Raw genomic sequence first — 25,743 nt, forward strand, 5'->3', positions numbered from 1 at the left:
ATGGTCATGAACGGAAAAGTCACCCTGCTCGGCGCCGGCCCCGGCGATCTGGATCTGCTGACGCTGAAGGCGGTCAAGGCGCTGGCGGCGGCCGAGATCCTGCTGCTCGACGATCTCGCGAATCCCGACATCGTGACATTGGCGCCGCAGGCGCGGGTGATTCGTGTCGGCAAGCGCGGCGGCTGCAAGTCGACGCCGCAGGATTTCATCCAGCGGCTGATGCGCCGCTATGCGCTGGCCGGCAAAATCGTCGTGCGGGTCAAGGGCGGCGAGGTGCTGCTGTTCGGTCGCGCCGGCGAGGAGATTGCCTACCTGCAGGCTGCCGGCGTCGCGGTCGAGATCGTCAACGGCATCAGCTCCGGCCTCGCGGCGGCGGCCAGTCTCGGCATCTCGTTGACGCATCGCGAGCACTGTCGTGGCGTCATCTTCGTTACCGCACATGCGCAGGACCATTCCGAACCGGACTGGGGTGCGCTGGCCGCGACCGGGACGACGCTGGTGATCTACATGGGGATGAGCCGGATCGGTAGCCTGAGCGATGGACTGATGCGGACCTTGCCTTCGTGGACGCCGGCGGCCGTGGTGCAATGGGCCAGCACCGATCGCGAGCGAAGGCTGGTGACGACACTCGGTGCACTGGCCGGCGATGCCGAGGCGGCCGGGCTCGGCAGTCCGGCGATCATCCTCGTCGGCGAGGCAGTTGGCGAAGCACTGCCGACCGCCTTGCCGCTGGCGGCCTAGCGGTACTTGATCGCGATGCCGATCAGCCGGTGGCCTTCGATGTCCTGCACCGTTGCGGCCCAGTAGGGACCCGACACATAGGCGCCGACCGGCTGGATGCGGTCGTAGACGATGACGATGGCGTCGGCGCCGAGTTTCGCCGCTTCGGTCCGCAGCTTGTCTTCGACCTCGGTCACGCCGGGTGCAGGATCGGTGCTGGCGTCGATCTTCACTTCGCCGATCCGGTCGAACGGCTTTTTCGGTTCTTCACGCAGGATCTGGACCGATGCCGGGTCGGTCGGTGCGGGGTGGGCCACGCCGACGTACTGGGTCGACGTGGCATCGATGCTGGCGCAGGCGCTCAGCACCAAGGCAAGCAGGACGGAGGCAAGGTGGCGTAGCGGCATCGTCGTACTCAAGAGATGAGAATCAATCCTGATTGTAGTGCGACGGCCAGTTGTTGCCATAAGGAACTTTGTTGCCGGGCCGGTGCACGTCACCGACTGCCGTGCGGTCGGTGACGCATGCCGATTCAGCCGGAAGCGCCGGACGCAGCTGCCGCTGGGGCGTCCTGCACAGCGCAAGTCAGTGCGAGGCCGACAGGCAGTCCGCCGGGCAGGTTGCGGACGCCGCATACCGTCCGCACGTGCGCACCCCGGTCGCCCAGTACGGCGACGAGCAGTTCCGATGCGGCATCGAGTACCTGCGCGTGCCCGGTGAAATCGTCGCTGCAGGCGACGTAGCCATCCAGCCGGACAAGCTGTGCCAGCGTATCGAAGCCGCCGAGGTAGCGATGAAGTTGCGCGAGCGTGTTGAGTGCCGCACGCCGCGCCGCCTCGCGCCCGTCGTCCATCGTCAGTTCGGCGCCGATTCGCCCGGGCAGTAGCGGCTTGCCGGCAATGGCCGGCCCCTGCATCGAGACGAACAGCAACGATCCGGTCCGGGCAACGGCCTGATAGGCGCCGAGTGGCTGTGGCGGCTCGGGCAGGGTGAGGCCGAGCCCGGCCAGGCGTGCAACGACGTCGTCAGTCATGATCGGCTCCGGTGCTTGGCCACGGTCGCAGGATGATGCTGCCCTGTGCCTGGTTGGCCGCAATGCGCCGGTGCGCGTCGGCGGCTTGCGACAGCGGCAGCACGCTGTCGATCTGTGGCTTGATCCGGCCGGCCCTGATCGGTTCGAGCCAGGCTGCAAAGTCCTCGATGTCGCCAACCAGCGTGCCGCGCAGCTGCTTTTGCGAGAAGAAGAAGTCGCGGATGTCGAAGCTCACCGTCGTGCCGGCCATGAAGCCCATCGTGACGATGGTGCCGAGCGGCCTGACGGCGGCAATGGTCCGGGCGAGTACGTCACCACCGAGATTGTCGATCGCCACGTCGACACCGGCGCCGCCGGTCCAGTCGCGGACGGCCTCGACGAAGTCCTGCCCGTTGCTGTCGATGACCAGCTCGGCGCCCAGCTGCGTTGCCAGCTCGGCCGATGCAGCACTCTGCACCGTCGTGGCAACCCGTGCACCCAGCGCACGGGCAACCTGGATGGCCATGATGCCGGTGCTCGAAGCGCCGGCGTGGATCAGCACCCGGTCGCCAGCCTTGACCTCGCCGACAATCTGGACCGAACGAATCGCGATCAGCAGCGCCACCGGCAGCGCGGCGAGCTGCTCGGCCGGCAGGCCGGTCGTGTCGAGGAGCAGCCAGTGCTCGGGCACCACGACGTACTGCGCATACGTGCCGGGAATCTGGATGCCCGGAATGGCGTAACTGGCCGCAGCGGTGACCGGGCGCACATCGGCGTGGGCCGGATCGGTCGGGTAGCCCGGCATGGTGATGACGCGATCGCCGATGTCGACGCGGCTGACGCCTTCGCCCAGTTCGACGACTTCGCCGACGGCGTCCGAACCGAGGATGTGCGGGAAGGCCAGTGCCGGGGCAATCTGACCCAGACGCACGTAATGATCCAGCCGGTTGATGCCGACGGCCAGCACCTTGACCAGCGCCTCGCCCGGGCCGGGGCGTGGTGTGGCGATCTCTTCGATACGGATCTGCTCGGGGCCGCCAAAGGCGCGGATGACTGCTGCTTGCATGGTGTACCTCCAGGTTCAAATGGCTTGTCCGGACGAAATGCCTCGCGGCGTTCACTACGTGGCCAAGTGAACGCGGAGCGGGTTCCGGACAGGTGGTACAATCCTAAGGAGTGTACTAACCATTTGAAAAGTAGGTACTTTTTTGTAATGTAGTTACCATTTGGTAACTTTTGGAGTCATGCCGGATGGCTGAACCGGATTTCATCCTGCGAGAAAACTGCCCGCAACGGCGGATCCATTACATCCTCAACGGCAAGTGGACGTCGATGGTCCTGTCGGTGCTGAGCTACGGCCCGATGCGTACCGGCCAGCTGGAGCGCGCGCTGCCCGGCATCTCGAAAAAAATGCTGACGCAGACGTTGCGGGAGGTGGAAAGCGGCGGCCTCGTGCATCGCGAGGTATTTCACGTCGTGCCGCCGAAAGTCGAGTATTCGCTGACGCCGCTAGGCATCCGGTTTGTCGAGCCGCTGAGCGCGTTGTACGACTGGGCCAAGGACAATGCTGCGGCACTGGACGAACTCGAAGACAACCTGCGTCGCAGCGCCGAGGCCGCAAGCAAACAGGGCGAGTGAAGCACCAACTTCGGTACGAGGCCATTGAATGTACAACACCCCCGTCGCACTGGCGAAGGGGGTGTTGTCGGTACGTCGCTGTATGCGTGTGATGCAGCGAGCCGGATCTCAGGTCGGATCCACCGTGCCGGCTGCGATCATGCGCAATGCGGTCAGGCTGGGTACGAAGAAGTAGTCACCGCCACGTGTTTCCACGAAACGCGGCAGGCGCGGCAGGATGTAGGGGGCTTCGTCGCTGTTCGGGTCGACCTGCAGTACGGCCTTGCTGGGGAAGTGTTCGCTCTGGCTATGGTTGCCGAGCAGGATTTCCTTGTCGTTGCCGGCCTTGAAGTCGTTGCCGTAATTGATCCACTGTTGCTGCACGAATTCGAACTGCCGGTTGATGTCCGCATTGAGCATCATGATGACGATGCCGTGATTGCCGTCGTCGCGGCTGCGATCCTTGACCTCGCCGTAGGGCAGTCCGCGGCGCAGGATGCGGCGGCGGTTGCTGAGTGCGCCGGGGGTATCGAACGCGCCTTTGCTGACGCTGAATCCGCCGCAGACTTTGGCCGGGGGCTGTTCGTCGCGGGTGAGCTCAAGCGAGGCGCGCGGGTTGATGCGGCGAATGTGTGCGCTGAACGGGCAGCGACCGCCGCTCATGTCCTCGTCGTAAGTGAAGTTGCTCAGCAGCTGATCCGCCCCATGGCTGTCGTGGGCTTTTTCCAAAGCGGCAAGCTCGGCATCGAAGCGTGCCTTGCTTGCGGCATCCCAAGCCTTGACGATGGGGGCCCCGTTGTCGCGCCAGCGGCCGACGAATTTGGCCGCCAGCAGTTCCTTGCCGCCCTGATAGCGTTCGCCGTGCTCGTCCAGGTACTTTTCGAACGTGCCGACGTTCTCGTGCAGCTTGCGGTAGATCATATACGTGCCGTTGCGTGACAGCAGCAGCGGGCTGGGGGCGGGCGGGTATTCCAGTGCTTCGTCGGTATGGCCGAGCAGGAATTCGCCGGCAGCCAGCGGCGCCCACTGGCCGTTGTCCAGTTGCTTGCCCCGGCCGTTGATGCGGTCCGCATCGTAGGGCACGCCTTCGAACACCGGGTCGCCAATCCCGTCGGTGTAGCCGAAGTGTTCCTTGCTGGTCGGTACGCCGTTGTCCAGCACAGCCTTCACGTCCTGATAATCAAGCAGATCGCCGTCGTCACCGCGATGCCCGCCCAGCTGCACCACGCCGCCCTGGCATGCGGCCAACTGATCCTGCAGCCACCGGTAACCGGCCTCGACGCGTACCTGTGCTTCCAGCACTGCAGCGTGTATCGCGGCGGGCTCGGCGTCCTTGGGGAGGGGCATCAGGCCGTTGATGGAGACGAAGACGTGTACGTCGTGCTCGCGCGTTTCACGATTGCGCTGCCAGATCGGATCCCAATGCTCTGGGGCGCTGGGGCCGTCGTCGCCCAGGATGTCCCGGCGGTCTTTCATGCCGGCGACGAATTCGGGCGAGAAGCCGATCAGCGACTCGCGCGGCAGATCCAGCTCTTTCAGGCCCTGGTAGGCGAAGGCGACATTCAGTGTCCACTCGGGCGCGGGCAGTTTGTCCGGCCCTTCGCCCCATTGCACCGCGGTGGTCACGCGACGGGTCAGCGCGGCAACAAAATCACGCCCGCGGGCACCGTCACGGATATTGAAAAACACGTAGCGGGCAGCCGGATAACGAAAGCGGCCGTAGGCGCGCAGCACATTGCCCTGAATATCCAGCAAATCCAGTTGTTGGGTCACGCTTGCAATCCTTGTTGATCAGGGCAGTCGGTACTTGCCGGGTTCCCAGGTGGGGGCGGCCAGTTCGTGCGGGGCGATGCGCGTCATGAAGTCCCGGAAGTGCTGCCGCAGGGTTGCGGTCGGCAGGCCCTGGTTGGCGACGGCGAACTTGGCGAATTCCTGCTTGATGTACAGCGCTTTGAGCTGCTCGGGCAGCGCCTCGTCGTTGGAGCCGACAAAAAACAGCGATGCAGGCAGTGCGCAACGCTGAATGTAAGCGGCGAAACCGTCGGCATCCTTGACCTCGTCAAAGCCGTAGCAGTATTGCCAGATCGATTCGATCTGCGGACGTATGGCCTGCCACATGCCGCGCAGATAGGGCGCAATATCGCCGGACGGGCCGACATGGACATTGGCGGAGAACACCAGATAGCGCGACTTGAGTTGATCGTGTGCCGGCATGACGGCGCGCCGCAGCCAATCCGGTACCACAGGCAGCCAGTCGCTGATGGTGTCGAGGGCACCGCCGCCGGGCAGTGATTCGGTATACGGATTGTCGAGCACGAAATAGCGGCACAGATAGGTCTGTGGTACCGCGGTCATCGGGCTGTTTTTCAGCTCGTTCCACCCCAGCAGAATGCTGCGGACCTTGTCTGCATAGGCGATTTCTTCGTCTGCGACGATACCGGGCTTGATCGGCGACAGTACCGTCAGTGCATAGGCGTTGCCACTGAGATTGCTCATCAGTGCTTGCTCCCGTCGAGTTGGCCGTCATGCCAGCGCTGGCGCCGCTCGACCTGATAGGCCGACATGCTGACGATGGGTGTGGGGTACATATCGCCCAGGTCGTGCTGCAGGTCCCGCAGCAGCTTGCGGTATTCCCGGGCGAATTCGCCGTCACTGCTTTCGCGGGTGGCACCGTCGAAATCCAGCAGCTTGGCCTTGACGATACGGGCCGATTTCACATCATTGGACGTGGCGAGGGGATAAGCGTTGTAGTAGTGCAGCGTGTCGAGCTGGTTGTAGCGGATGTATTTATGGAAAGGCGTCAGCGCGACCGACTTGGGATAACGGATGTTCCATTTCCAGAACATGTCCAGTCCGCTGGGAATGGCGAAGGTGAACGAGTCGACATACTGATCCCAACTGCCGTTGAAGTTACTGAAAAACAGCATGTATGCGTACTTGAGGTCTTCCTTCGGCTGGCTGGGATGGACATGCGGAAACTGGTTGCGGCCAATGATCACCCAGCGCGCGTAATGGATCAGCGACAAGGTAATCAGGCCTTTGAGCGTGGACGGGTTTTTAAGTGCAGCCCAGAAAATCACTTTGTTGAGCCATACCGTATACCAGCGTATTGGCGTTATTACGTTCATTGCATAGGCTTTGCCGGCAATGTTGGACATGGCTGCCCTCGGGAGTGGTCGTTGATCCGGACGTACGTTACGTTTGTCTTACATAGTTCAATTTTCTCGCTGACGATCTTAGTTTGCATGCTGTTGGCATGCAAGTTTTTGCTTGCAAACTGTGGGTTGCTTGGCAGGAGAGGACTCTGGCGTTCGAGTCTGGCGCTATCCGATTGCGGCTTCCGGCGCATACAACAAAGCCACCTTGCGGTGGCTTTGTTCATGCTGGCGCGGTGGAGTCCCGCGTGATTTCAGTAGGTGTAGAACATCCGCTGGATTTCCTTGGTGTCCTTGGTCTTGGTCAGTGCCAGCATCAGCAGGATGCGGGCCTTTTGCGGGCTGAGCGTGTCCGAGACGACGAAGTCGGTTTCGTCATCATTGTTTTCGCCGTTGCGGATGGTCGGGCCGTTGCCGACGCGCGACGAGCGGACGATCTGCAGGCCTTGCTTGCGCAGTTCGGTCAGACGCGGGCGCACGGTATTGGCCAGGCTGCCGTCACCGGTGCCGGCATAGACGATGCCGACGTCGCCGGCTGCAGCGAAGGCGTCGATGGCGATGGTGTTGGCATTGGCCGAGCCGTAGGCGATGTCGACGGCCGGCAGTTTGTCTAGCTTGCTGACGTCGAACTCGGTGTCCGCGGTGTTCTTGCGCGTGCTGGCGCGGTAGAACACCGGTTTGCCCGAGACGATGTAGCCGAGGCTGCCCAGTTCCGGCGAGCGGAAGGTGTTGGCGGTCATGGTGTTGGTCTTGGTGACGTCACGCGCGCCCTGGATTTCGTCGTTCAGCGTGACCAGCACGCCGCGGCCGACCGAGTCCTTGCTGCCGGCGGTGGCGACGGCGTTGTACAGATTGATCGGGCCATCGGCGCTGATGGCGGTCGACGGGCGCATCGAACCGACCACGATCACCGGCTTCTTGCTCTTGACCGTCAGGTTGAGGAAGTAGGCGGTTTCCTCGATCGTGTCCGTGCCGTGGGTGATGACGATGCCGTCGACGTCCGACTGCTTCAGCAGTTCGTTCACGCGCTTGGCGAGCTTGAGCCAGTGATCGTTGGTCATGCTTTCGCTGGCGATCTGGAACACCTGCTCGCCTTTGACATTGGCCACTTTCTTCATTTCCGGCACGGCTTCGATCAGCTTTTCGACGCCGATCTTGGCCGCGGTATAGCCGACGGTGGTGGTGCTGGTGGCGCCGGTGCCTGCAATGGTGCCGCCGGTGGCAAGGATCACGACGTTGGGCAGCTTGTCGGCCGCGTGAACCGAAAACGCGGTAAACAGCGCCGCGGCACACAGGCCTTGCTTGGTGAGGGTGGCAAACATCAGCATGCTCTCCGGTGTCGGCAGGCGTTCGGGTCACCGGATGGATGACGTGCCTGCCTGTGTTCTGGGTTGGAATACGCTGCCCGTTGGCAGGGTGAAACGATCATGCGCGCCACGTTTTTGCAATCCTATTGCCACATTTACTGATGGGGAAACGCCTTAGCGGGCTTCGCTTCTTTTTGTATTAATGGGAAATGAAATCAAGGACTTGAATCCGGAGTTGGATGCTGCGACTGCACAATGGCGGCGCCATTCTGGTGCATGCTGAAAACATCCATCCGGACAGCGGTTTGCGATGTGTGGGGGTCGTGTTTGCGTCGTCGGACGGCCACCGGTTGCACCGGCCTGGAACGGTCTGGCGTGCGGGAACGCCGCTCCATGTCCTGTCCCGGGGAGTTGGCCGGATCGGTTATGCTGCGGGTTTTTGCGCGACAGACATCATGAGTTCGATCATTGCCTTTGCGGCGGCAGGCACGACACCTGCGTTCGATCACCCGCGTCCGGACCGGCGCGTTGACGGCAATCCGCAGCGAACGACGTGGGAACACTATGCCCGGCAGGGTCTGTCGAGCGGGATCTGGGCGTGCGAGGTCGGTAGCTGGCACATCCGCTTTGCCGACAATCGCGACGAGTTTTTCTGTGTGATCGCTGGCAGGGTGCGGCTGCATGCCGAGACAGGCGGCATGACCGAATTCGGCCCGGGCGACGCCGGGGTGATTCCGGCGGGCTTTGTGGGCCGCTTCGAAGTGGTCGAAGCGGTGCGGAAGTATTTCGTCGTCGTCGACCAGTAAGCGCTGGCCGCTGCGGTCAGAGCGCCAGCAGGCCCGTCTCGATCAGTTCGTCGAGCAGCAAGGCCATGTCCTGTGCGGCGTCGCTGTCGGGGTCGAGCGAGAACACGTCGGCATGGCGGATCACGGCGGCCTCGTACAGCTCGGCCGGGCGGATCGTAGCGCCGAGCACTTCGCCCGGATAGTCGTGGCGCAACTGGCGCAGCGCATGTTCGCTGCCGATGCTGCCACGCTGGTAGCGGTTGAGCAGGTAGCGCCGCGGCTTGCGCGGCACCAGCCGCTCGAGCCCGGCGAGTGTCCGTGCCGTCATTCGCGCACCGTGCAGCGCCAGGGTTTCGGGCGACACCGGCACCAGCACCACGTCGGCGGCGAGCAGCGCGGAGAAGCCCAGTACGCCGAGCATCGGGCCGCAGTCGATCAGCACCGGCGCATGATCGGCCAGCATCTCCGCGGTCAGCCCGAGCTGCAGTCGCCACAGGTGGTCACGGTGCCGGGTGAGCTGGGCGTCGACTTTCGACAGCGCCAGTTCGGACGGAATGAAGTCGATGCCGTTCGGCAGTGGCCGGACCAGATCGGACAGCGCGGAGACGCCACGGAAGAAGTCGTGAATCGTCGGGCCCGGCGCGGCACCGAAACCCCAGTAGTGGCTCAGGTGCGCTTGCGGGTCGAGGTCGATCACCAGCGGCGCGGTGCCGTTCTGCGCCATGGCGGCAGCAAGGTTGGCCGTGACGGTCGTCTTGCCGACGCCGCCCTTTTGATTGAATACCGCGATCACCGTCATGCCGTGCAGCCTACTGCTCGAAAGCCTGAGAACTTAGTCGAAAACACGCCCGGTTGAAAGATGTCCGGCCGAAAGCACGGCGCTTTGCGTGCGCTGCGACGCCTGCACCTCGGGCCGGGCCGACGCGCAGCCGGGGCCGGTGCGGGCACGATGTGCCGCACCCCAGTCGCGCAGCGCCAGCAACACCGGCTCGAGCGTACGGCCGTACTCGCTGAGCCGGTATTCGACCTTCGGCGGCACCTCCGGGTAAACGGTGCGCGTGATCAGCCCGTCCTGCTCGAGTTCGCGCAACTGCTTGGTCAGCATCCGCTGCGTGATCCACGGCAGGATGCGCTGGAAGGCGTTGAAGCGGATGCAATCGTGTTCGAACAGCAGGAACAGTAGTACGCCTTTCCATTTGCCATCGATCAATTCGAGCGTGGCTTCGACCGGGCAGCCGATCGAACCGTCATAACTGCCGTGTCTGCGCATTGGGCACCGTTTTGTAACTAAGGGACGAAATTGTGCGTTCTTATGCCGTACGAATATATCGGGAATAATCGGCCGCACCAAATCTGCACAAGGAGGAGTCCGGATGAAACGTCGCCATGCCTTGCCGTTCATGCTGTGGAGCGCCGTCGCGCTTGCCGGTCCGGCCGCCGACCGCGATGCGGTGTCGCAGGTCGCGTCGAACTACCTTCGTGCGTGGTACACCGGCGACGGTGCGCTGATGAAAACCACGTTGCACCCGCAGCTCGCCAAACGGATGCCGACCGGCAAGCGCAATGCGGCGCTCGACGATATCTCCGCCAGCGCACTGGTGATGGCGACCGATGCCGGCTATGGCAAGCCGGCAGCCGACGACGCCAAGCGCAACGACGTGACGGTGCTCGACCTGCGCGGTGACGTCGCTTTCGTCAAGGTTGTCGGCGACAGAATGACGGAGTACCTGCAACTCGCACGGACCGATGACGGCTGGAGCGTCGTCAACGTGCTGTTCGGCAGCCATTCGTAAAGGAGCAAGCGATGAACCGTTATCTCGTGACATTGGCGCTGCTGATTTCCGGCGCGGCCCCGGCGGCACCGTGCACGCCGAAACAGTGCAATGCGATCGGGGCTGTCGTGGCCGACTATCTGGCGAATGACGCCAGGCGCGTCGGGCGGGCGACCCTGGCCGGAACGGCGCAGCGTCGGGTCGACCCGGCGACGCTGCAGCTCGAAGAAATTCCGAACGGCAAGCTTCAGCCGGCCGCGCCGTCCCGGACGATCGCGGTGCTCGACGTCGACGGCGATATGGCCGCCGTCGCCGTGTACGACGTCAGCCGCGTCGATTACCTGCAAATCGGCATGGCCGGTGGGCACTGGAAAGTCATCAACACCTTGTCCGAGCAGTTCGCTCACTAAACCCGCCTCACGGTAAGGAGAAAACGATGAAGCCGACCTATCTGATCCCCGTCGCAATGCTTGCGATGGCCGCGGGCGCCGTGAGCGCCGCAAAGTGCGACAAGCCAACATGTGCAGCGCTTACTGCGGTCGCGCAGGACTACACCGACGGCTGGTACAACGGCGACGGCCCGCGGATGAGGCGGGCGATCTACGACAAGCTGGTGAAGCGTGAAATCCGGCAGGGCGGGAATGAGACCAACGTGAACGAACTGAGCCCGGATGTGCTTGTGAACTACACCGCGCAGGGCTACGGCAAGACCGACGATCCGGCCCGGCGACGCCATGACGTCCAGGTGCTCGACGTCTACAACGGCATGGCGATGGTGCGTGTCGACATGCAGGACTGGGTCGACTACATGCAGATGGCGAGAATTGATGGGCGTTGGCAGATCGTGAACGTGATCTGGAGCCACCATCCGATCGAGAAATAACGGTTCAGCGTATTTCGGTGGCGACATCGGCCAGTCCTTTCCACGCATGACGTTGACCGGCCTGACCTTGAGGCGTACGCGTTTCAAGGCCCGGCATGCAAAACGGGTCGGCATTGCCGACCCGTTCACGGATGGCGACAGGAATGGCTAGGCGGACGGCTGTTCGCCCGTCGCCTCGGCGCGTTGCAGGACAAAGTAGTCGAACCAGCCGTCGTCATCGCACCGGACCGTGCCGCTGGCTGTGAAGCCGCTGCGCAGGACGACACGGCGGGACTCCGGGTTCGAGGGCTTCACGACGGCCATCAGTTGCGGAAGGGGGGACAGCCCGAAAAGCCACTGCGTTGCGGCGCGGACGGCTTCACTGACGTAACCGCGGCCGCGATACGCGTGCGACAACGCGTACATGACTTCTGGCGGATCGACGTGAACACTTGGCTTGGGCCAGATGCCCAGCCAGCCGATCAGCTCGCCGTCAGGCAGGCAGATTGCGAGGGGCAGAGCCGGCTTGTCGCTGTCGAAACGGGCCTGGTTGGTTTCGTGCCAGGCCAGCCACTGTTCGCACTGCTCGGCTGTCATGGCCCAGTCGGGCAGGTTGGTGGTGATTTCGGCCTGACTGACCAGCAAGAGAAGCGCAGCCAGATCGTCTTGCGAGAAAGTGCGCAACAGCAGTCGCGCGGTGGGGATGCGCAGGTCGCGCAGGTCGTGGAGCATCGGGGTGATCCTGTGTTTGGCACAAAACGAAACCCGCCGTGCTGATCGCAACGGCGGGTGGGAGTATAGCGCTCAAAATGATATTGGCATTTGTCCGGATGCCGGACGATCCTGGCGGTCGAGGTCTACAAGGTTTCCGCCGCATAATCGGCAAGGCGCGAACGCTCGCCGCGCTGCAGCGTGATGTGTCCCGAATGGCCCCAACCCTTGAAACGGTCGACGACGTAGGTGAGACCGGACGAACCTTCGGTCAGGTAGGGTGTGTCGATCTGGCTGATGTTGCCCAGACACACGACCTTGGTGCCGGGGCCGGCGCGGGTGATCAGCGTCTTCATCTGCTTGGGTGTCAGATTCTGCGCTTCGTCGATGATCAGGAACTTGTTGAGGAAGGTGCGGCCGCGCATGAAGTTGAGCGACTTGACCTTGATGCGCGAACGGATCAGGTCGCGCGTCGCGGCACGTCCCCAGTCGCCGGCCTCGGCGTCGGTCTGGTTCAGCACGTCGAGGTTGTCTTCGAGCGCGCCCATCCACGGCTGCATCTTTTCCTCTTCGGTCCCCGGCAGGAAACCGATGTCCTCGCCGACCGGCACGGTGACCCGGGTCATGATGATCTCGCTGTAGATCTTGGTTTCCAGCGTCTGAGCGAGGCTCGCCGCCAATGTCAGCAACGTCTTGCCGGTGCCGGCCTGACCGAGCAGCGAGATGAAGTCGATTTCCGGGTCCATCAGCAGGTTGAGCGCGAAGTTCTGCTCGCGGTTGCGTGCCAGGATGCCCCAGATGGCGTTCTTCTGGTGCGAGTAGTCCTTGAGGCTGACGATCAGCGCGCTCTTGCCGTCGATCTCGGCAACGCGGGCAATGAACGGTGTCTCGCCCTGCTGGTACAGCAGCTGGTTCGGATAGAGGTCGATGACGTCCGGCCCCTTGATCCGCCAGTAGCTGCGGCCGCCTTCCTGCCAGCTCTGCAGGTCCTTGCCGTTCTTTTCCCAGAACGTCTGGTCGATCTCGCGCATGCCGGTGTAGAGGAGGTCGGTGTCCTCGAGCACCTTGTCGTTGAAGTAGTCCTCGGCCGCCAGCCCCATCGTGCGGGCCTTGATGCGCATGTTGATGTCTTTCGACACCAGAATGACCTGGCGCTTGGGCTGCATCTGCTGCAGATGGTGCACGACACCGAGAATCTGGTTGTCGGCCTTGCCCATCGGCAGTTGCGACGGCAGCACGCTGGTGATCGCTTCGGTCTGCAGGAACAGCCGGCCGCTGGCCTGGCCCTTGCTCGGGCCGTCCAGTGGCACGCCTTCGTGCAGGCTGTGCTCGCGTCCGGCGACCAGTTCCTCCATGAAGCGGCTGGCCTGACGGGCGTTGCGGGCGACTTCGGACATGCCCTTCTTGTTGTTGTCGAGTTCTTCCAGCGTCATCATCGGCAGGAAGAGGTCATGCTCCTGGAAACGGAACAGCGAGGTCGGATCGTGCATCAACACGTTGGTGTCGAGTACGAACAGCTTGGTGTCGTCCTTGCGGCGAGGCTTGCGGGCAGCCATATCGTTTCCCCTTGCTGGTTGGTGCTGTGCGGTTGCAGCAGCCATGAAAAAAGCGGCGCACGCGCCGCTTCGTTTACTTCAGTGTCCGGACAAAGCCGAGGACTTCCTCGACATGCCCCGGGACCTTGACGCCTCGCCACTCCCTGACGATGTCGCCGTCCCGATCGATGACGAAGGTGCTGCGCTCGATGCCACGCACCTGTTTGCCATACATGTTCTTCATTTTCATGACACCGAATGCTTCGCAGGCGATCTCCTCCGGGTCGGAAACCAGTTCGAACGGAAAACACTGCTTGGTCTTGAAATTTTCGTGCGACTTGACGCTGTCCCGGCTGATGCCGAAAACCCTGACGCCGGCGGCCTCGAAGTCGTCATGGTGGATGCGGAAGTCGTTGCCTTCGACGGTGCAGCCGGGGGTGCTGTCTTTCGGGTAGAAGTAGAGGACGAAGGACTGCCCCTTGAGGGCGGCTGTGTCGAATACGCCACCACTGGTGGTTGGCAGGTTGAGGGCGGGGCACGGCGTGCTGGGCATCGGTGAGGGTTCTCCTTCTCGTTATGAATTGTCTGTCTTGATTGTCGGCAATCAAGGCGGCGAGGGCAAGTCGGCGGGCGCGGCAAGAGTCGTGTATCCCGCGCGCTTCAGTGCCGGTAAAATGCCGGCCATTCCAATGAAATCAACCAGGGTATTGCAATGAGCATCAAGTCGGACAAGTGGATTCGGCGCATGGCCGAAGAGCACGGCATGATCGAACCCTTCATTCCCGGGCAGGTGAAGGAAGTGAACGGCGAGCGCATCGTGTCCTACGGCACGTCGAGCTACGGTTACGACATCCGCTGCGCCGACGAATTCAAGGTGTTCACCAACCTCAATAGCACCATTGTTGACCCGAAAAACTTCGACGAGAACAGCTTCGTCGACGTCTCGGGCAAGGGCTACTGCATCATTCCGCCGAACTCGTTCGCGCTGGCCCGAACGGTCGAGTACTTCCGCATTCCACGCAACGCACTGACGGTGTGCTTGGGCAAGTCGACGTATGCGCGCTGCGGCATCATCGTCAACGTCACGCCGTTCGAGCCGGAGTGGGAGGGCTATGTAACGCTGGAGTTCTCCAACACCACACCGCTGCCGGCAAAGATCTACGCCAACGAAGGCGTGGCGCAGGTGTTGTTCTTCGAGGCCGACGAGGACGATGTCTGCGAAACCAGCTACCGCGATCGCGGCGGCAAGTATCAGGGCCAGAGCGGCGTGACGCTGCCGAAAACCTGATTCGCCTGCGTTCCAGGAACGAGCCCGAAGCCGCCGGATGTTCACCGGCGGCTTTTTTGTTGCGTCCATGTGTGCAGGACATGACACCCCGTTTGAGCGCGCGCTATAAGTGCAAACAGGAGGGCGCATGACAATACGCTTGCAGGCACGCTATGAGGCTGACGACCCCTTGTTGCAGGGGGCGCAATGGGCATTGCACAGGGGGCGGAACGTGCAGTCGGGGCAGGCGGTGTTGCTGCTTGCGCTGCCGTCGCCATGCGACGACAGCCTTTGCCGGCAGCTGCTCGCGCTGCGGCACCCGCAGCTGTTGACGCCCGTCGAGGTGGTGCGCCATTCCGACGCCTGTTGGCTGGTCCTGGATGACGTCGCGGCCGAGCCGTTGCGGCAGCGCCTGCGCCGTGAAGGCCCGGTTGCGCCGGGGGTGGCCGTGTCGTGGGTGCTGGACGGGCTTGCCGTGCAACAGGACGCACAAAGCCAAGGCCTGGCGCTGGTATTTGGTGAGTCGCTACTGATCGATGCCAGTGGTCAGCCCAGGTTGTTGCCGGTTCCCGGGTCTCGCAACGCCGATGCCTTGTCTGCTGCGGCGGATCTGTTGCAGCAGGTGCTTGGCAATGCCGCGGTGCAGCCCGAGCTGGGCGAGTTGCGGGGCCTCGTTGCCGACAGAAAGGGGGGTATCGAGGCCTGGTCAAGAGGGTTGCGGCACTGGCTGGAAACGCAAGGTGGCGGCGATGCCACAGAAGGCGGAACGCTCGACAAGCTGCTGCGGCGAATGCAACGGACCAGCGATTTTCCGGCGCTCTCGCAGGCGATCAGCAGCCTCAACCAGATCCAGGGCGGCGATGCCGAACATCTGCAGGGTCTGTCCGACGTGGTGCTGCGGGATTTTGCACTGACCAACAAGCTGTTGCGGCTGGCCAATTCGGCAATCTACGGCCAGTACGGCGGCACGATCAGTACCGTGTCGCGGGCCATCGTGATCCTCGGGTTCAACACAATCCGCAGTCTGGCGGTGACGGTGTTGCTGTTCGAGCACCTGCACGACAAGAATCAGGCGCAGAGCATCAAGGAAGCCACGCTGCGGGCCTTTTTTTCCGGGCTGCTTGCCCGGGCGCTGTATCGCCGCGGTGGCGCGCGTGACAGCGAAGAAGTGCTGGTATGCGGCATGCTCCATCACCTCGGGCGGCTGTTGGCCATCTATTACTTCCCCGACGATTTCCTGCGCATTGACCAGCGCTGTCGCGAGGGGCGGCGTGAGGCCGTTGCCGCCAAGTCGGTGCTGGGGCTGGATTTCGCCGAGCTCGGCAGCGGGGTGGCCAGGCAGTGGCACTTTCCGGAGCGGATCTGCCGCAGCATGCAGACACTGCCTGACGGTAATGTGCGGCCGGCGCAGACCGAGCAGGAACGCTTGCGGCAGTATGCGAATCTCGGCAGCGAGCTGCTGGCCGTGCTCGACCCGTCCGATCACGCCGGCACCGGACGGCTGGAGCACCTGCAGCGCCGCTATCTGCCGGCGACCGGATTGTCGCTCGACGAATTGAACACGACGCTGCAAGAGGTCTCGGCACAGTTTCGCGACTATTTGCGCGCGCTGGGCATCACGGCAGGAAACAGTGCGCTGCTTCACCGGCTGGACGAGCTGGACGCAGCCCGTCTGCAGGCGGCAACGGACGGGCCGGATACGATCGACCGTGCCCGGCTGGAGACGACACTCGAAGACGCGGCACCGGCACATGCCGCCATTCTTGCTGCGGGGGTGCAGGACATCGCCGATACGCTGGTGGGTAGCTTCAGGCTCAACGACCTGCTGCGCATGGTGCTCGAGACGATGTACCGCGGAATCGGGTTCGACCGCGTGCTGCTGTGCACGCGTGACCCCAAGCGTCAGGCCATCGTCGGCCGGTTCGGATTCGGCCAAGACATCGCCAGGGTCATGCCCGGCTTCCAGGTTGAACTGGGGCCGGTTGCCGACGTCTTCCAGGTTGCGTTGCAACGCAATGCCGACATCCTGATCGAGGACACCCGTGATGCGACCATCCGCGACCGCATACCGGCGTGGCATGCGCAGCGCCTGGGGGCGCGAACCTTCATCGTGTTGCCGCTGGTGTTCGACAAGCAGGTCATCGGCTTGCTGTACGGAGACCGCCGGCAGGCCGGAAGTTTGCGCATCGGCAACGAGGCACTGAATCTGCTCAAAACGCTGCGCAATCAGGCGCTGATGGCTATTCGCAGTGCCCAGTCGTGAACGCGGCCGGTTTTCGGTGGTCAGTCCGGCATCGACAATGCGATGGACGGGCAATGAATCAACATGCAATCGGGGTGACACATGGCAATTAACTGGCTGGTCGCCTTGCAGGCGATTCCCTGGGGGCAGGTGATCGAAAACACGCCGAAGATCATCGATGCAACCAAAAAGCTGTTCACCAAGGCGCGATCAATCGACCCGCCGCGCGAAATCGTCATCGATGCCGCAACCGCGCCTGACGACGCCGCCCGGATCGCCCGGCTTGAGCGCCTTGTCGAAGAAAACCGTCACGAGCTGATCACCTTGCATGAAGGACTGCAGGCGTCGACCCGGCTTCTCGACGAGCTCGCCGGGCAGAATGCACGAATGATCGGCGAAATCGAGGTGTTGCGACGGCGTGGCAGAGTGCAGGTCTGGTTCTGCGCGGTGCTGGCGCTGCTGCTGATTGGTGTGGTCCTCAGGGTCGCCTGATCGGACGGAAACAAAAAGCGCACCCGGGGTGCGCTTTTTGACGAAGGCTGCGGAGCGATCAGCGCAGCGTTTCCAGGTACTTGTCGGCATCCAGTGCAGCCTGGCAACCCGAGGCGGCGCTGGTGACGGCCTGACGGTAGATGTGGTCCTGCACGTCGCCGGCAGCGAACACGCCCGGCGCCGTCGTCGCGGTGGCGCCACCGTCGCGGCCGCCCTTGGTGATGATGTAGCCGGTGCTGTCCATCTCGATCTGGCCGCGGAAGATGTCGGTATTCGGCTTGTGGCCGATGGCGATGAACACGCCGGCCACCTCGAGGTTCTTGGTCGCGCCATCCTGGCTCGACTTCAGGCGCGCACCGGTCACGCCGCTGGCATCGCCGAGCACTTCGTCGAGCGTCTGGTTCAGTTCGAGCGAGATCTTGCCTTCGGCAACCTTGGTCATCAGGTGGTCGACGAGGATCTTCTCGGCGCGGAAGGTGTCGCGGCGGTGGACCAGCGTGACGTGGGCTGCGATGTTGGCGAGGTAGAGCGCCTCTTCAACGGCGGTGTTGCCGCCGCCGACGACGGCGACCTTCTGGCCTCGGTAGAAGAAGCCGTCGCACGTGGCGCAGGCCGATACACCGCGGCCGGCGAAAGCTTCTTCGGACGGAATGCCGAGGTATTGTGCCGAAGCACCGGTCGCGATGATCAGGGCGTCGCAGGTGTACTCGCCGGCATCGCCGACCAGACGGATCGGCTTCTCGTTCAGGTGCGTCGTGTGGATGTGATCGAAGAGCATTTCGGTGCCGAAGCGTTCCGCATGCTTCTGGAAGCGCATCATCAGCTCGGGCCCCTGAACGCCGTCGGCGTCGGCGGGCCAGTTGTCGACATCGGTGGTCGTCATCAGCTGGCCGCCCTGGGCCAGGCCGGTCACCAGCACCGGGTTCAGGTTGGCGCGAGCGGCGTAGACGGCGGCGGTGTAGCCGGCCGGGCCGGAACCGAGAATCAACAGACTGGCGTGCTTGGTGGCCATGGGCATTCCTATGAAGAGGGGCGCAAAGGTGGATAGTCTAAATCAGTCGCAGTCGGGCAATCTAATCGAATATGCCTATTGATCCGATTGTCCGGGCTCGCCGGTGACGTGCAGTTCGACCGGAACCTGCAGGTATGGGAGCGACAGTTGCTCCGCAGTGATCGTTGCAAGGAGTCGGGCAATGACGTCGCTGCTGGCAATGACTTCGACTGCGACCGGTACGTCGCCGGCGAGTTCAAAGAAGGTTGCTTCATGCCAGCCATGGCGGCCGAAGCCGGCGAGTGCATGAAATGCGGTTGCGCCGCTGGCGCCCTGTGCGTGTGCCTGTTTGAGCAGCCATTCGTAGAGCAGCACGCCATGATGGCGGCGCGTTTGTGTCAGATAGAAGCGGACCAGTTGCATCACATGCCTCCCTTCAGTGCCGCGACGGTCTTGAGACCCAACCACGTTAGCGTCAACGAGCCGCCGACATGCAGGCCGATTGCGGCGACGGCCCAGCCGAACTGCTGGCGCAGGATGAGTGTGGTTATCTCGGCCGAAAAGGTGGAAAACGTCGTCAGTCCACCCAGAAAACCCGTCGTGATCAACAGTTTGATTTCGGGGGAAATGCCTTGCCAGAGCGTGAATGCGCCGAGCGACAGTCCCATCAGGTAGCCGCCGACCCAGTTGGCGGCAAGTGTGCCGGCCGGCACGGTCGGAAACAGCGGGTTGAGTGCGATCGACAATCCCCAGCGTGCCCATGCGCCAAGCGCTGCGCCGATGCCGATGAAAATCAGGCTGGTATAGTTCATAGTCGGTATCAAGATCGTCGGATATGCCGGCGATTATAGAGTCCGCCTTCGCCAGAGCGAGTCGTCTGATCCGTGTTCCCCAAACTTTTTGCGTTGTTGCCCCTTCTTGGACAGTTGCGCCGGCCGCCGGTGCGCCGCGTCGTGCTCAAACAGTTGTATTTCACCGGCAACCAGGCCGCATGGATCATGCTGCTGATCGGTGTGGCGCTCGGGGGGATCGTGCTGCTGCTGCTGCACGGACAGTACGGACAGAGTCGCGAGGCGTCGATGCGCCTGCTGGCGACGTTGAGTTTCCGCGACATCAGCCCTTTGCTGGCCGCACTGGTGCTGATCGCCAGGTCGTCGTCGGCGGTCGCCAGCGAACTTGCGGCGATGCGTGTCCATGGCGAGCTGGACAGTCTCGCTGCGATTGGCATTCCTGTATCGGCCTACATCGTGATGCCGCGGATTATCGGGGTCGGCGTCTCGTCGGCGCTGTTGTCGTTCTATCTCGCTGGCGCTTCGCTGATCGGCGGCGCGCTGGTTTCGTCCGGCTGGGAAATCAGCTATCAGGTGCAGCGGATCGATCAGGTACTTCAGTTCGGTCTTGTGCTGGAGTGTCTCGGCAAGTCGCTGCTCTTCGGCCTTGCCGCTGCAGCGCTGGCGTGTTTCTCCGGCTTACGCGCTGCGCCCTATGTGACCGAGATTCCCAAGGCCTCCTCGAGTGCCGTGGTGCGCGGATTGCTGGCCGTCTTCTTCATTGACCTTGTCTGGGTGTTGCTGTCGTGAGCGTGCAATGGGATTTCGCGGCATGCCGCCCGGGCTCGGTTTACGGTCTTGAGCACGAACTGCGCATGTCGGAAAGTCAGCGCGCGCTGACGGCCTTGCAGCGGCTTCAGCCGGGCAAGGTGGCTTGTCTGCAGGATGGGGGCGGGCTGGTGAACAATCTGCGGGTGTGGGAAAACCTCATTTTGCCTGCGTGGTACCATGAATCGGCCTCGATGTCCGACCTTGAGGGGCGCGTTGCAGCGGCGCTGGATAGGGTTGCGGCGGATGACAGCGAGCGTGTCCGGCTGATGGCGTCGTTGCCGTCGACGCTCTCGCGAACGCAATGCCGTACGCTGGCGTTGGTTCGGGCGCTGGTACAGGCGCCGACGTGGCTGGTTGTCGAGGTTGAGTGGCTGGCGTGGCTGAGCGGGGTTGCCAACATCCATTGCAAAGAGGCGTTCGGTGCGCTGGCGCGTCAATGCCCGGTGCTGTTGCTCGGGGCTGGTGCCTTGCCGCAGGCCGAAGCCTTGCCTGAATTTCCCACGACAAACACCGAGGAATGCAATGCCGCTGCTGCGAGATAGCGACCCCCGTTTCCGCTGGCTGGGCTGGCGGGTCGGCGCATTCGTGCTGATCGGTCTGGGTATGGCGCTGGCGCTGTTGGTGGTGCTCGGCCTGCGCCAGGGTTATTTCGTTCCCAAAACCCAATTGCATTTCGTGGCCGAGCATGGCGCCGGTCTGACGCCGGGGATGCAGGTCCGCTTGTCCGGCTTCAAGGTCGGCGTCGTTGATGCGGTCTCGCTGAACGAGCAGGCCAAGGTCGACGTCGATCTGCTTGTCGAGGCGCGTTACATCAAATGGATCAAGCCCGACTCGATGGCGATCCTGCAGCAGGACGGTCTGATCGGCGATCACTACATTGAAATTGCCGGCGGTTCGCCGAATCAGGCGCCGATCAAGGAGGGGGGGCGGCTGACGTTCGCGCCGGCGCTGGGCTTGTCGGAAATCGCGCTCGACCTGCGTCAGCGTATCGTTCCGGTGATTGACTCGGTGCAGACGACGCTCGATATCGTCAATGACCCGAACGGTGATCTGCGCCAGACGCTGGCGAACGTGCGCGGCCTGACCGCCGAGTTGCGCGAAACACGCGCATCGGTCGACCAGCTGATCGTCAACCTGAATGCGCTGAGCTCGCGTGATCTGCCGGCAGTCGCACAAACGGGGCAGCAGGCACTGGCAAGGGTCGATGCAATCGCCGCCGAGCTGCAGGGGCGCATGCCGACGATGCTCGACCGGATCGACGGCACGCTGCAGCATGCCAGTCGTGCGGCCAGTGAGGCCGAGGCCATGATGGTGACGACGCGTCGCGCCGTCGACGCCGCCGCACCGCGCTTGCCATCGATCTTGCGCAATGGCGATGCGGTCCTGCAGACGAGTCGGGATGCGCTGGATGGTGCATCGCAATCGTGGCCGCTGAAAAACTGGTTGCCGCCAGCCGATACCAGTGCGCCTGTTCCGCCGAGCCGGCCATGAGGAGGGCGGACGTGATCAGGGCTGCTGTATCGACACTGCTGCTTGGCAGTTTGGTCATTCTGTCCGCCTGTGGGGGGGCGCCCACCCAGCCTGGGCCGGTTCTGGCGCAGAAGGCTGATGCCGCGGCATTGGCGGCAAACCGTGCGGCACAAGTCGGCAACGACGAAGAGGCGGCGGATCTCTGGCAATCTGCGCTGGATTTGCGGCGTGCCATTGATGACTGGACGGGGGTGGGCGAAGCACGGCTGGGGCTGGCGCAGGTGCTGGTCCGCTTGCAGCGGCCGGCCGATGCGGCGCGGGCGCTGGCCGAAATGCCGGCGGACGGGTTGTATCCTGCTGGCCAGCGGGCGCGAGCCGCATATCAGCTGGCGGTGATTGCCGTTGCCGACGTGCCGACGGCGCGCCGCTGGCTGGTGCAGGCTCAGGCATTGTGCGTGTCGCCGTGTGCAATCGCCGTACCGTTGCGGAATCTGGATGCACGTCTGGCGCTGGCCGAGGGGGATCCGGCTGCGGCGCTGGTGCGGGCGGATGCGTCGGCCGATGCATCGCCGGTCGAGCGAGCGCATGCGGAACGGATCCGGGCCGAGGCGCTGGGGGCGCTGGGGCGCAATGCAGAGGCGCTTTCGGCACTGCAGGCGGCGATCGTTCTGGATCGGCAACTCGCGGAGCCGGCCTATCTGGCCGATGACTTCTCTTTGCTGCGGCGGCTGGCACTGGCGGCGGGCGATGAAGGGCTCTCTGCACAGGCTGCTCGGCGGCTGGACGGCATCTGCGCCGTCGCGGCCGTTCCGGCTTGCAGGTCGCACTGAGTGGAAGCTGCCCGGGCTTGAGCGGTCTTGCAATTTCGGGCTATACTCTTGGGCTACGTACGGCATGGGTCGTGCGTAGCATTCTCCCGGTTCGCCCCGATATGGGTGCCCTGTTTGGTCAGGGTGTCGCGCGAACGGTAGTCCATAACCCTATCGATTTGGAGAGTTCCAATGTCCGTTAGCATGCGTGAAATGCTTGAAGCCGGTGTTCACTTCGGTCACCAGACCCGTTACTGGCACCCGAAAATGGGTCAGTACATCTTCGGTGCCCGCAACAAGATTCACATCATCAACCTCGAAAAGACCCTGCCGCTGTTCGAAGAAGCGCTGAAGTACGTGCGCCGCCTCGCAGCCAACAAGGGCACCGTTCTTTTCGTGGGCACCAAGCGCTCGGCTCGCGACATCGTTGCCGAAGAAGCTGCCCGCGCAGGTATGCCGTTCGTCTCGCACCGCTGGCTCGGCGGCATGCTGACCAACTACAAGACCGTCAAGCAGTCGATCAAGCGTCTTGAAGATCTGCAAGCCATCCTCGCTGACGAAAACAGCGGCTATGGCAAGAAAGAGCTGCTGGACATCCAGCGCGAAGTTGAAAAGCTCGATCGCTCGCTCGGCGGTATCAAGGACATGAAGGGTCTGCCGGATGCGATCTTCGTGATCGATACCGGTTATCAGAAGGGTGCGCTGGTCGAAGCCAAGAAGCTGGGTATTCCGGTCATCGGTATCGTTGATACCAACAATGACCCGCAAGGCGTTGACTTCGTTGTGCCGGGTAACGACGACTCGTCGCGCGCCATCCGCCTGTACGCTCGTGGCGTTGCCGATGCGGTGCTCGAAGGCCGCAACCAGGCGGTGCAGGAAATCGTTGCTGCGGCTGCTGAAGCCCAGGCCTGATTCGCCTCTGTCGCGAGTCCGAAATGAAAAAGGGGCGTTCAGCCCCTTTTTCACAAGCCAGTAAACCGAATTCAATACAGTATCCGAACCGTATTCAGGAGAATCAACATGGCAGCAATCACTGCAAAGATGGTCGCCGAACTGCGCGAACTGACCGGCCTGGGCATGATGGAGTGCAAGAAAGCGCTCGTCGAAGCTGATGGCGACGTCAAGAAGGCCGAAGAAGTGCTGCGCATCAAGTCGGGCAACAAGGCTTCGAAAATGGCTGGCCGTACCGCTGCCGAAGGCGTGATCGCTGCGTTCATCTCGGACGACAAGAAGGTTGGCGCCATCGTCGAAGTCAACTGTGAAACCGACTTCGTCGGCAAGGATGCCGGCTTCATCGAGTTCGCTTCGGCTGTTGCCAAGGCGGTTGCCGTTGCCAACCCGGCTGATGTTGAAGCGCTTGCCGCTGTTGCAACCGATTCCGGCGCTTCGGTTGAAGACCTGCGCAAGGCCATCATCGCCAAGCTGGGTGAGAACATGACGCTGCGCCGCTTCGTGCGCTACGAGACCGCTGGCCAGCTCGCAACCTATCTGCACGGCGGCAAGATCGGCGTTCTGGTTGACCTCGAAGGTGGTGACGAGGCGCTGGGCAAGGACGTCGCAATGCACATCGCTGCCGCCAAGCCGAAGTCGCTCGACGCGTCGGGTGTGGATGCCGAGCTGATCGAAACCGAGCGTCGTGTTGCGATCGAGCGTGCCAAGGAAGCGGGCAAGCCGGAAGCCATGATCGAGAAGATCGCTGAAGGCACCGTGCAGAAGTTCCTGAAGGAAGTGACACTGCTGAGCCAGCCGTTCGTCAAGGACGACAAGCAGACCATCGAGCAGCTGCTCAAAACCAACTCGGCCAAGGTCAATGCGTTCGCACTGCTGGTCGTTGGTGAGGGTATCGAGAAGAAGGTTGTGGACTACGCTGCAGAAGTTGCTGCCGCTGCCAAGCTTTAAGCTATTGTTGTAGAAGTAACTGACGCCGCGCGGCAACGCGCGGCGTTTGTCCGCCTGTCATCGGCGGCACCCAGAATATACAAGTATCGCGTCGTCGAGCGCCCGCACAAAGGAATCCTCATGAGCCAAGCCCCCAAATACAAACGCATCCTGCTGAAACTCTCCGGCGAGGCCCTGATGGGCGATGACAGTTACGGCATCAACCGGGCCACCATTGACCGCATCGTTGGCGAGGTGAAGGCCGTGGTCGATCTTGGGGTGCAGGTGGCGGTGGTCATCGGTGGTGGCAACATCTTCCGTGGCGTGGCGCCGGCGGCTGCCGGCATGGACCGCGCAACGGCCGATTACATGGGGATGCTGGCGACGGTGATGAACGCCCTGGCCTTGCAGGATGCGATGCGCCATGCGGGCATCGTCAGCCGGGTGCAGTCGGCGCTGACGATTCAGCAGGTCGCAGAGCCCTACATCCGCGGCAAGGCGATCCGCTATCTGGAAGAAAACAAGGTGGTGATCTTCGGTGCCGGTACCGGCAACCCGTTCTTCACGACCGACACGGCGGCGGCACTGCGCGGCATGGAAATGGGTGCGGATATCGTCCTCAAGGCCACCAAGGTTGACGGTGTTTATACCGATGATCCGAAGAAGAATCCGGATGCGGTGCGTTACCAGACCGTCACCTTCGACGAGGCGATCGGTCGCAACCTCAAGGTGATGGATGCGACAGCGTTCGCGTTGTGTCGTGACCAGAAGATGAACATCAGCGTCTTCAGCATCTTCAAGGCCGGCGCGCTCAAGCGCGTGGTGCTTGGGGAAGACGAGGGCACGCTGGTACACTGCTGATTTTCGCGGGGCGCTCGCCCGCCCTGGCCGGATAGGAATGCTCAAGCAGGCGGACTCGATCCGCCTGTTTCGTTTGTGCTGTGAGGACAAAAGAATGATCGCCGAAATCAAGAAAAACGCCGAAACCAAAATGCAGAAGTCGATCGAGGCGCTGAAAACCAGCCTGATCAAGGTGCGTACCGGTCGCGCGCACACGGGCCTGCTTGACCATGTCATGGTCGATTACTACGGCAATCCGACGCCGATCAATCAGGTGGCCAACATTACCTTGCTGGATGCGCGCACGATTGGTGTGCAGGCTTGGGAAAAGCCGATGGTTGCCAAGGTTGAAAAGGCGATCCGCGATTCGGACCTCGGCCTCAATCCGGCTTCGATGGGTGATGTGATTCGGGTTCCGATGCCGATGCTGACCGAAGAGCGCCGCAAGGAACTGATCAAGGTTGTGAAGGGCGAGTCGGAGGATGCGCGTGTTGCCATTCGCAATCTGCGCCGCGATGCCAATGACCAGCTCAAGAAGCTGCTCAAGGACAAGGATATTTCCGAGGATGACGAGCGTCGCGGCCAGGAAGACATTCAGAAGCTGACCGATCGCTACATCGTCGAAGTCGACAAGGTCTTCGCCGAAAAAGAAAAAGAGCTGATGACGGTATAAGGCC

The 25,743-nt window shown here is 62.7% G+C and carries 33 protein-coding genes; 18 read left to right on the forward strand and 15 right to left on the reverse strand.

Going from position 1 to position 25,743, the window contains the following annotated elements; translation table 11 throughout:
• The first annotated feature begins 6 nt into the window (after positions 1 to 6).
• Complete coding sequence (gene cobA / locus IE097_RS06285; RefSeq protein WP_229797458.1) at positions 7 to 741, forward strand: uroporphyrinogen-III C-methyltransferase; 735 nt, start codon at positions 7 to 9, stop codon at positions 739 to 741.
• Here the strand turns inward: cobA and IE097_RS06290 are convergent.
• The 3 genes from IE097_RS06290 to IE097_RS06300 form a co-directional block, all read right to left on the reverse strand.
• On the reverse strand, positions 738 to 1,127 hold the full coding sequence (locus IE097_RS06290; RefSeq protein ID WP_189459315.1) for a hypothetical protein: 390 nt from the start codon (positions 1,125 to 1,127) through the stop codon (positions 738 to 740). The two genes, cobA and IE097_RS06290, sit on opposite strands and share 4 nt — an antisense overlap.
• Before the next feature lie 125 nt (positions 1,128 to 1,252).
• Positions 1,253 to 1,753 carry a RidA family protein gene (locus tag IE097_RS06295; RefSeq protein ID WP_189459316.1) on the reverse strand — a complete coding sequence of 167 codons (501 nt, stop codon included), beginning with the start codon at positions 1,751 to 1,753 and terminating at the stop codon, positions 1,253 to 1,255.
• A complete protein-coding gene (locus IE097_RS06300; protein ID WP_189459317.1) occupies positions 1,746 to 2,798 on the reverse strand; it encodes a quinone oxidoreductase family protein in 1,053 nt (350 codons plus the stop codon). Before IE097_RS06300 ends, IE097_RS06295 begins: the two co-directional genes overlap by 8 nt.
• Positions 2,799 to 2,983: 185 nt before the next feature.
• On the opposite strand from IE097_RS06300, the gene IE097_RS06305 reads away from it, so the two are divergent.
• Positions 2,984 to 3,370 (forward strand): winged helix-turn-helix transcriptional regulator, encoded by a 387-nt coding sequence (locus tag IE097_RS06305; protein WP_189459318.1) that lies wholly within the window; start codon positions 2,984 to 2,986, stop codon positions 3,368 to 3,370.
• 108 nt (positions 3,371 to 3,478) lie between these two features.
• Here IE097_RS06305 and IE097_RS06310 read toward each other — a convergent pair whose 3' ends face one another.
• The 4 genes from IE097_RS06310 to IE097_RS06325 form a co-directional block, all read right to left on the reverse strand.
• Complete coding sequence (locus IE097_RS06310; protein WP_189459319.1) at positions 3,479 to 5,122, reverse strand: Dyp-type peroxidase; 1,644 nt, start codon at positions 5,120 to 5,122, stop codon at positions 3,479 to 3,481.
• 18 nt (positions 5,123 to 5,140) lie between these two features.
• Complete coding sequence (locus tag IE097_RS06315; RefSeq protein WP_189459320.1) at positions 5,141 to 5,845, reverse strand: hypothetical protein; 705 nt, start codon at positions 5,843 to 5,845, stop codon at positions 5,141 to 5,143.
• On the reverse strand, positions 5,845 to 6,507 hold the full coding sequence (locus tag IE097_RS06320; protein ID WP_189459321.1) for a hypothetical protein: 663 nt from the start codon (positions 6,505 to 6,507) through the stop codon (positions 5,845 to 5,847). Before IE097_RS06320 ends, IE097_RS06315 begins: the two co-directional genes overlap by 1 nt.
• 251 nt (positions 6,508 to 6,758) lie before the next feature.
• Complete coding sequence (locus IE097_RS06325; protein WP_189459322.1) at positions 6,759 to 7,826, reverse strand: type II asparaginase; 1,068 nt, start codon at positions 7,824 to 7,826, stop codon at positions 6,759 to 6,761.
• Between the two features lie 224 nt (positions 7,827 to 8,050).
• Between IE097_RS06325 and IE097_RS19280 the strand changes: the two genes are divergently transcribed.
• Positions 8,051 to 8,617, forward strand: coding sequence for a cupin domain-containing protein (locus IE097_RS19280; protein WP_229797459.1), 567 nt, complete (start codon positions 8,051 to 8,053; stop codon positions 8,615 to 8,617).
• A gap of 16 nt (positions 8,618 to 8,633) precedes the next feature.
• Here the strand turns inward: IE097_RS19280 and IE097_RS06335 are convergent, their stop codons facing one another.
• The gene (locus IE097_RS06335; RefSeq protein WP_189459323.1) at positions 8,634 to 9,395 is read right to left on the reverse strand and encodes a ParA family protein; all 762 of its coding nucleotides are present in this window, start codon (positions 9,393 to 9,395) and stop codon (positions 8,634 to 8,636) included.
• Positions 9,396 to 9,428: 33 nt separating this feature from the next.
• Positions 9,429 to 9,866 carry a winged helix-turn-helix transcriptional regulator gene (locus tag IE097_RS06340; protein ID WP_189459324.1) on the reverse strand — a complete coding sequence of 146 codons (438 nt, stop codon included), beginning with the start codon at positions 9,864 to 9,866 and terminating at the stop codon, positions 9,429 to 9,431.
• Between the two features lie 103 nt (positions 9,867 to 9,969).
• Here IE097_RS06340 and IE097_RS06345 point away from each other — a divergent pair, with 103 nt between their 5' ends.
• The 3 genes from IE097_RS06345 to IE097_RS06355 are packed head-to-tail and all read left to right on the forward strand — an operon-like array spanning position 9,970 to position 11,251.
• Positions 9,970 to 10,389 carry a nuclear transport factor 2 family protein gene (locus IE097_RS06345; RefSeq protein ID WP_189459325.1) on the forward strand — a complete coding sequence of 140 codons (420 nt, stop codon included), beginning with the start codon at positions 9,970 to 9,972 and terminating at the stop codon, positions 10,387 to 10,389.
• Positions 10,390 to 10,400: 11 nt separating this feature from the next.
• Entirely contained in the window at positions 10,401 to 10,778 is a 378-nt protein-coding gene (locus IE097_RS06350) for a nuclear transport factor 2 family protein (RefSeq protein WP_189459326.1), read from the forward strand.
• A gap of 26 nt (positions 10,779 to 10,804) precedes the next feature.
• Positions 10,805 to 11,251: a nuclear transport factor 2 family protein gene (locus IE097_RS06355; RefSeq protein ID WP_189459327.1), complete on the forward strand. Its 447-nt coding sequence runs from the start codon at positions 10,805 to 10,807 to the stop codon at positions 11,249 to 11,251.
• Positions 11,252 to 11,398: 147 nt separating this feature from the next.
• Here IE097_RS06355 and IE097_RS06360 read toward each other — a convergent pair whose 3' ends face one another.
• The 3 genes from IE097_RS06360 to IE097_RS06370 form a co-directional block, all read right to left on the reverse strand.
• Positions 11,399 to 11,962: a GNAT family N-acetyltransferase gene (locus tag IE097_RS06360; RefSeq protein ID WP_189459328.1), complete on the reverse strand. Its 564-nt coding sequence runs from the start codon at positions 11,960 to 11,962 to the stop codon at positions 11,399 to 11,401.
• 125 nt (positions 11,963 to 12,087) lie between these two features.
• Entirely contained in the window at positions 12,088 to 13,497 is a 1,410-nt protein-coding gene (locus IE097_RS06365) for a PhoH family protein (RefSeq protein ID WP_189459329.1), read from the reverse strand.
• Between the two features lie 73 nt (positions 13,498 to 13,570).
• Positions 13,571 to 14,029 (reverse strand): peroxiredoxin, encoded by a 459-nt coding sequence (locus IE097_RS06370; protein ID WP_189459330.1) that lies wholly within the window; start codon positions 14,027 to 14,029, stop codon positions 13,571 to 13,573.
• On the opposite strand from IE097_RS06370, the gene IE097_RS19285 reads away from it, so the two are divergent.
• From IE097_RS19285 to IE097_RS06385, 4 genes are all read left to right on the forward strand, one after another.
• The gene (locus tag IE097_RS19285; protein ID WP_229797460.1) at positions 14,019 to 14,192 is read left to right on the forward strand and encodes a hypothetical protein; all 174 of its coding nucleotides are present in this window, start codon (positions 14,019 to 14,021) and stop codon (positions 14,190 to 14,192) included. The two genes, IE097_RS06370 and IE097_RS19285, sit on opposite strands and share 11 nt — an antisense overlap.
• Positions 14,189 to 14,764: a dCTP deaminase gene (gene dcd / locus IE097_RS06375; protein ID WP_189459331.1), complete on the forward strand. Its 576-nt coding sequence runs from the start codon at positions 14,189 to 14,191 to the stop codon at positions 14,762 to 14,764. The genes IE097_RS19285 and dcd overlap by 4 nt, the downstream gene beginning before the upstream one ends.
• Before the next feature lie 127 nt (positions 14,765 to 14,891).
• Positions 14,892 to 17,006 (forward strand): HDOD domain-containing protein, encoded by a 2,115-nt coding sequence (locus IE097_RS06380; RefSeq protein ID WP_189459332.1) that lies wholly within the window; start codon positions 14,892 to 14,894, stop codon positions 17,004 to 17,006.
• An 81-nt stretch (positions 17,007 to 17,087) separates the two neighbouring features.
• A complete protein-coding gene (locus IE097_RS06385; protein WP_189459333.1) occupies positions 17,088 to 17,477 on the forward strand; it encodes a hypothetical protein in 390 nt (129 codons plus the stop codon).
• A gap of 58 nt (positions 17,478 to 17,535) precedes the next feature.
• Here IE097_RS06385 and trxB read toward each other — a convergent pair whose 3' ends face one another.
• The 3 genes from trxB to crcB all read right to left on the reverse strand — a co-directional run bounded on the left by trxB (position 17,536) and on the right by crcB (position 19,280).
• The gene (gene trxB / locus IE097_RS06390) at positions 17,536 to 18,489 is read right to left on the reverse strand and encodes a thioredoxin-disulfide reductase (protein WP_189459334.1); all 954 of its coding nucleotides are present in this window, start codon (positions 18,487 to 18,489) and stop codon (positions 17,536 to 17,538) included.
• Positions 18,490 to 18,564: 75 nt separating this feature from the next.
• Positions 18,565 to 18,891: a DUF190 domain-containing protein gene (locus IE097_RS06395; RefSeq protein ID WP_189459335.1), complete on the reverse strand. Its 327-nt coding sequence runs from the start codon at positions 18,889 to 18,891 to the stop codon at positions 18,565 to 18,567.
• A complete protein-coding gene (gene crcB, locus IE097_RS06400) occupies positions 18,891 to 19,280 on the reverse strand; it encodes a fluoride efflux transporter CrcB (protein WP_189459336.1) in 390 nt (129 codons plus the stop codon). The genes IE097_RS06395 and crcB overlap by 1 nt, the downstream gene beginning before the upstream one ends.
• Positions 19,281 to 19,421: 141 nt before the next feature.
• Here crcB and IE097_RS06405 point away from each other — a divergent pair, with 141 nt between their 5' ends.
• From IE097_RS06405 to frr, 8 genes are all read left to right on the forward strand, one after another.
• Positions 19,422 to 20,048 (forward strand): ABC transporter permease, encoded by a 627-nt coding sequence (locus IE097_RS06405; RefSeq protein WP_189459337.1) that lies wholly within the window; start codon positions 19,422 to 19,424, stop codon positions 20,046 to 20,048.
• Complete coding sequence (locus tag IE097_RS06410; protein WP_189459338.1) at positions 20,045 to 20,611, forward strand: P-loop NTPase family protein; 567 nt, start codon at positions 20,045 to 20,047, stop codon at positions 20,609 to 20,611. Before IE097_RS06405 ends, IE097_RS06410 begins: the two co-directional genes overlap by 4 nt.
• A complete protein-coding gene (locus IE097_RS06415) occupies positions 20,592 to 21,560 on the forward strand; it encodes an MlaD family protein (RefSeq protein ID WP_189459339.1) in 969 nt (322 codons plus the stop codon). Before IE097_RS06410 ends, IE097_RS06415 begins: the two co-directional genes overlap by 20 nt.
• A gap of 11 nt (positions 21,561 to 21,571) precedes the next feature.
• On the forward strand, positions 21,572 to 22,369 hold the full coding sequence (locus tag IE097_RS06420; protein ID WP_189459340.1) for a tetratricopeptide repeat protein: 798 nt from the start codon (positions 21,572 to 21,574) through the stop codon (positions 22,367 to 22,369).
• A gap of 171 nt (positions 22,370 to 22,540) precedes the next feature.
• Positions 22,541 to 23,260 carry a 30S ribosomal protein S2 gene (gene rpsB / locus IE097_RS06425; protein ID WP_189459341.1) on the forward strand — a complete coding sequence of 240 codons (720 nt, stop codon included), beginning with the start codon at positions 22,541 to 22,543 and terminating at the stop codon, positions 23,258 to 23,260.
• A 108-nt stretch (positions 23,261 to 23,368) separates the two neighbouring features.
• The gene (gene tsf / locus IE097_RS06430; protein WP_189459342.1) at positions 23,369 to 24,247 is read left to right on the forward strand and encodes a translation elongation factor Ts; all 879 of its coding nucleotides are present in this window, start codon (positions 23,369 to 23,371) and stop codon (positions 24,245 to 24,247) included.
• Positions 24,248 to 24,367: 120 nt separating this feature from the next.
• Entirely contained in the window at positions 24,368 to 25,087 is a 720-nt protein-coding gene (gene pyrH / locus IE097_RS06435; RefSeq protein WP_070526279.1) for a UMP kinase, read from the forward strand.
• Positions 25,088 to 25,181: 94 nt separating this feature from the next.
• Positions 25,182 to 25,739 carry a ribosome recycling factor gene (gene frr / locus IE097_RS06440; protein WP_189459343.1) on the forward strand — a complete coding sequence of 186 codons (558 nt, stop codon included), beginning with the start codon at positions 25,182 to 25,184 and terminating at the stop codon, positions 25,737 to 25,739.
• The last annotated feature ends 4 nt before the right edge of the window (positions 25,740 to 25,743 follow it).

Origin of the sequence: Jeongeupia chitinilytica (assembly GCF_014652315.1) — a bacterium.
Lineage (GTDB): Bacteria > Pseudomonadota > Gammaproteobacteria > Burkholderiales > Chitinibacteraceae > Jeongeupia > Jeongeupia chitinilytica.